This is a genomic window from Mesorhizobium sp. M4A.F.Ca.ET.022.05.2.1, from assembly GCF_003998845.1.
Taxonomy (GTDB): Bacteria; Pseudomonadota; Alphaproteobacteria; order Rhizobiales; family Rhizobiaceae; genus Mesorhizobium.
The window spans coordinates 1-5,112 of record NZ_RZOJ01000429.1; the positions used below are offsets into that span (position 1 = coordinate 1).

Consider the following 5,112-nt stretch of genomic DNA (forward strand, 5'->3'; position numbering starts at 1 on the left):
GATAGTCGATCTGCTCCAGCCGCTCCTCGACGGCGATGTGCGCGAGATGCAGGGAGAACACCCGCACTGGACCGGCTGGCGTGCGGATCATGCATTCAAGCGCGGCGTTGCGCGTGTTGAGCGGGCGCACCGTGCGGCGCAGCGGCAGGGGGTGCAAGCGCGACCAGACGATCGGCAGCCTCGACAGCACCATGGTGCCGAACTGCCTGCGGCGGTTGACGACGCGGCCGTCGCGCCGCTCGCTGGCGTCCATGTCGAAGGCCGGCCCGTAAACCCAGTGGTAGTCAGGCAGCAGCCGCGACAGGATTTCCGGCTGGTCGTCCTCGTTTGTCCGCTGCCAGTGCCGCTCCACCTCCTGTAAGGCGATGATGTCGGCGCCTTCGACGACGCGCGCGGCGCGCGCGAGATCGTAGCGGCCGTCGCCGCCGAACCCGTACTGGATGTTGTAGCTGACGAGCTTCATTGGTTATCCGGCTCAGTTCCGGTGATGGCAGTAGCGTTTCACCGATAGCGTGGCAATGGACCGCAACAGCAACGGGGCTGGGCCAGAGGACCGTCTTCCTACGTCGTCAGCGGCTGGAACCGCCCCGCCGGCGACGCCGCCAGTTCCGACCAGTCGATCTCCTCCTCCAGCCGGTGATAGGCCTCGTCGCCGATCGTGCCGTTGCGGCGCAGTTCCTCCAGCGCGTCGCGCTGGCGCTTGATGGCATAGAGGCGCAGGCGATCGTATTCGGTCGCCGCCTGGGCGTCCTCAGGGTCCTCGGCGATCCGGCGCTGCGCCTCATACTGCTCGCGCACCACCGCCGCCGCGGCCGACGTCTTGTGGTTCAGGACGTCGAGCGCGGCCTGCATGACGGCAACGCGCGCCTCCGCCACCTCGCGGTCGATCGTCGTGTCCCGTTCGAAATTGAGTATCCGCAGCAGCGGCTTCAGACTCATGCCTTGCAGCACCAGCGTGCCGAGAACGACCGCGAAGGCGGCAAGCACGATGGGGTCACGGCCCGGGAAGCCGGCCGGCAGCGCAATCGCCACCACCAGCGTCACCAGTCCCCGCATGCCGCACCAGCCGACGAGCACGGCACCGCGGAACGTCGGTGCATCCCGCCTTTTGTCTTCGCTGTCGAAGCGGGCAAGCCATCGCATGACCGCAACGTAGCTCGCGACCCAGACGAGGCGAGCCACGATGACCACGGCCAGCACCGTCGCGGCGAAGAGAAACGCATCGCCTTGCCCGTCGCCGGAGAGCCGGCCGACGATCGAGCGTGCCTGCAGGCCCATCAGAACGAAAGCCAGCACGTTGAGGACGAACACCGCCGACTCCCAGACCGAATAGGTGCTGACGCGCCTCCGCGCCGACATCAGGCGCGGCGCGGTGCGCGCGATGGTCATGGCATAGACGACGATGGTGATGATGGCCGACAGCCCGAGCCTGTCGGCAAGTATCCAGACACCGAATGTACCGGCGAACTGCACCACTGTGCTGCTTGCCGCATCCTCGATCCGCGTGAGCGTCAGCAGAGAGAAGCGGCCGAACAGATAGCCGGCGACAACGCTGCCGACCGTCGACAGCAGGATCACCGGCACCGCGTCCTTCAGCATGACCGAACCGATCGCGGCCGAAACCGCAATCCTGTAGATCAGCAGCGCTGTCGCATCGTTGAGCAGGCTCTCGCCCTGCAGGATGGCCATGATGCGGTGCGGCACCTTGAACTGGCCGAGCACGGCGCTCGCGGCCACGGCATCGGGCGGCGCGACGATGGCGCCGAGCGCGATCGCCGCCGCGATCGGCAGGCCGGCCATCTTCCAGCCGACGAAGGCAACGACCACGGTAGTGAAAACAACCGCGCCGAGCGCCAGCATCGCCAGCGACAGCCGGTAGCGCTTCAGGTCGCGCAGCGAGGTGTCATAGGCGGCATCGAGAAGCACCGGCGCTATGAACAGCGCAAGCGCCAGTTCCGGATCGATCTCGATCGTTGGCGCGCCGGGCACAAAGGCAATCCCAACCCCGGCCAGGGCCAGCAGCGAAGGATAAGGGACCTCCAGCCGCCGCGACAGCGCCGCCAGCGCGACGGCAATCAAAAGCAGGACAAGGGTGATCTCGAACAGGGCCATACCTCATCGTAGCGATGAAGCGCGACGGTTGGCAGTACCCCCGTGTCGGGATGCTGTTGATTGTCTGGCGCGTTAGCGATGAGGGTCGGATCGTCCCACGCTGATCACTATGGGAGGTGATGCACCGGCTCGAAATTGCGCTCCTGTCGCTTTGCTAGTGCAGCACCAGCATGTCGCCGGACGAAAACGAGATGTCCGCCTTCTCGCCAACTACGGGCGGCGGCGTCGTGGAGTTGTTGAACGTGTCGAGCGACACCGTGTTGCCGCCAATGCCGACGCGCACCCGGATGACCGAGCCGAGGAAGTGCACTTCGGCGATCTCGCCGGAAAGGCTGGTGTCATGGCCGGGTTGCCGCCCCAGCGAAATCGCCTCGGGCCTGAGCGCCAGCGACAGCGTGTCGCCGGATTTCGAACCGTTGAGCTTGCCCTTGAGCGAGACTTCCTGCGTGTTGACCTGCACTTTGCCAGATGCCGGGTCGGTGACCTTGCCTTCCAGCACGTTGAGTGTGCCGACGAAATTGGCGACGAACTTGGTCGCCGGCCGGTTGTAGATCTCGAACGGCGTGCCGACTTGCTCGGCCTTGCCGCCATACATGACCGCGATGCGGTCGGAGATCGACAGCGCTTCTTCCTGGTCGTGGGTGACGAAGATGGTGGTGATGCCGAGCTTCTTCTGGATCGAGCGGATCTCCTCGCGCAGCGACACGCGCACCTTTGCATCGAGCGCCGACAGCGGCTCGTCGAGCAGCAAGAGCTTCGGCTTCGGCGCGATCGCGCGCGCCAGCGCGATGCGCTGCTGCTGGCCACCCGAAAGCTGGTAGGGATAGCGGTCGGCCATCTGCGGCAGCTTTATGATGTCGAGCATCTCGGCGACGCGGGAATCGATGGCGGCCTTCTGCATCCCCGCCACCTTCAGCCCGAAGCCGATATTCTGCGCCACCGTCAGGTTGGGGAACAGCGCGTAGGCCTGGAACACCATGCCGACATTGCGCTGGTTGGGCTTCAGCCGCGTGATGTCCTTGCCAGCCACGACGATCTTGCCGGCGCTCGGCTCCTCGAAACCGGCGACCATGCGCAGCACAGTCGTCTTGCCGCAGCCCGATGGGCCAAGGAAGGAGACGAACTCGCCCGGCGCAACGTCGAGGTTGAAATCCTCGACCACAGTCGTGGCGCCGAAGGACTTTCGCACATGCTGGATGGAGAGGAACGGCTCGGCCATGGCTTTGACTTTCAGTGCTTGTCGTTCAATTGGGGCGGTTCGCCGATTTCGGCGCGAAGCGGGACAGGATCTGGATCAGCGACATGCAGCCCCAGGTAATGGCGAAGGCGATGATGGCAAGCGCCGCCGGCTCATAGGCGCGGTTGGCGCCGATATTCTGCAGATACGGTCCGAAGGCCGGCCGATTGAGCAGGCTCGCCATGGTGAATTCGCCGATGACGATGGCGAAGGTCAAGAAGGCGCCCGACAAGACCGCGATCAGCACATTGGGCAGGATGACACGGGTGATGATCGTCCCCCAGCCGGCGCCGAGGATCTGCGCCGCTTCCGTCAGCGTCCTGACATCGATGGTGCGCAGCCCGGTATCAACCGCCCGGTACATGTAAGGCAGCGCCAGCGTCGCATAGCCGATGACCAGCAGGGCGTTGGTGCCGGTGTCGCTGGCGAGGAACGGTAGCGGCGAGTTGGAGCCGTACATCCGGATATAGCCGAAGACGATGACGATGGCCGGAATGACCAGCGGCAACAGCGTGATGAACTCGACCACCGGCCTGATCTGCGGCAGACGCAGCCGGATCCAGTAGGCCGCGGGCACCACGATCAGCACGCCGAGGATGATAGTGAAGATCGCCGCGACCACCGAATACATGAAGGTGGTCTGGAAGCGTTCGTCCCCCAGCACGATCTGATAGGCGTCGAACGAATAGGCGCCGCGCCGCATGCGCATCGAGAATTCGACGGTCGCGATCAGCGGAATGAAGAAATAGGCCGCGCCCAGCGCAAAGACGACCCAGGCCCAGAATCTGCCGGACTTCATTTGAGCCACCTCTCCGAGCGGGTCCGGAACCAGATGTAGAAGACATTGGCGAGACCGGTGATGACGATCATGCCGAAGGCGATCGCATAGCCGAGATGCGCGTTGTGCAGCACGTCGCCACGGATCTGCGCGTAGAGCAGGATCGGCACGATGTTGAGCGAGGAACCAGTCAGCGCATAGGCGGTGGCGATCGCCCCGAAGGCGTTGGCGAAGAGCAGGATCACGGTGCCGAGGAAGCTCGGCCAGATCACCGGAATGACCACCATACGCCAATACTGCGCCGTGGTCGCGCCGAGCGTCGCGGCAGCTTCGCCCCATTCCTTCTTAAGCCCGTCAATAGCCGGCGTGATGATGACCACCATTAGCGGGATCTGGAAGTAGACATAGGTCAGCGTCAGGCCCCAGAAGGACAGGATGTTGAAGCCATGTGCGTAAATGTTCAGCCCAAACACGGTGTTCAGGATGACGGTGGCGAGCCCGAGCCGGCCCAGCGTGGCAAGGAAGGCGAAGGCCAGCGGCACGCCGGCGAAATTGGAAGCGACACCGGAAAATGTCAGCGTCGCCGAGCGTATCCAGTCCGGCAGGCCGCCACGCACGATGGCAATGGCGATGGCGAGCCCGGCGAATGCGCCGATCAGCGCCGAGGCAAGGCTGACCTTGATGGAAATCCAGTAGGCAGCAACGATCGACGGCTGCGCCAGGGCCGCGATGTTTTCGAGCGTGAACTCGCCTGCGTCGTTCTGGAAGGCGCCCAGCATCAGATAGAGCGTGGGCAGGATCAGGAACATGATCGCGAAGACGAAGAACGGTGTAACGCCGAGCCACTGCGTCGGCAGCCTCAGGCTGCGCGCATCGGCGGGCGGCGCGGTCTTTCCCGCAATGGCCTGGTTGGAGAGCGAGAGATCGGTCATGCGCCGGCTACCGTCTTTGAGAGGAGCCGGGCGGCCAAGGCCGCCCGGCCCTT

Annotated in this window: 5 protein-coding genes; all 5 read right to left on the minus strand. The window is 64.7% G+C overall.

Going from position 1 to position 5,112, the window contains the following annotated elements; all coding sequences use genetic code 11:
- Positions 1–463, minus strand: a 463-nt coding sequence (locus EN745_RS29630) for an endonuclease/exonuclease/phosphatase family protein (protein ID WP_245487872.1), incomplete at its 3' end; no start/stop codon positions are given.
- Between the two features lie 98 nt (positions 464–561).
- Positions 562–2,112 carry a sodium:proton antiporter gene (locus EN745_RS29635; protein ID WP_127422882.1) on the minus strand — a complete coding sequence of 517 codons (1,551 nt, stop codon included), beginning with the start codon at positions 2,110–2,112 and terminating at the stop codon, positions 562–564.
- Between the two features lie 154 nt (positions 2,113–2,266).
- The gene (locus tag EN745_RS29640; protein WP_126058392.1) at positions 2,267–3,331 is read right to left on the minus strand and encodes an ABC transporter ATP-binding protein; all 1,065 of its coding nucleotides are present in this window, start codon (positions 3,329–3,331) and stop codon (positions 2,267–2,269) included.
- Between the two features lie 25 nt (positions 3,332–3,356).
- The gene (locus tag EN745_RS29645; RefSeq protein WP_127422883.1) at positions 3,357–4,148 is read right to left on the minus strand and encodes an ABC transporter permease; all 792 of its coding nucleotides are present in this window, start codon (positions 4,146–4,148) and stop codon (positions 3,357–3,359) included.
- Positions 4,145–5,059 (minus strand): ABC transporter permease subunit, encoded by a 915-nt coding sequence (locus EN745_RS29650; protein ID WP_127422884.1) that lies wholly within the window; start codon positions 5,057–5,059, stop codon positions 4,145–4,147. Before EN745_RS29650 ends, EN745_RS29645 begins: the two co-directional genes overlap by 4 nt.
- Positions 5,060–5,112: the final 53 nt, after the last annotated feature.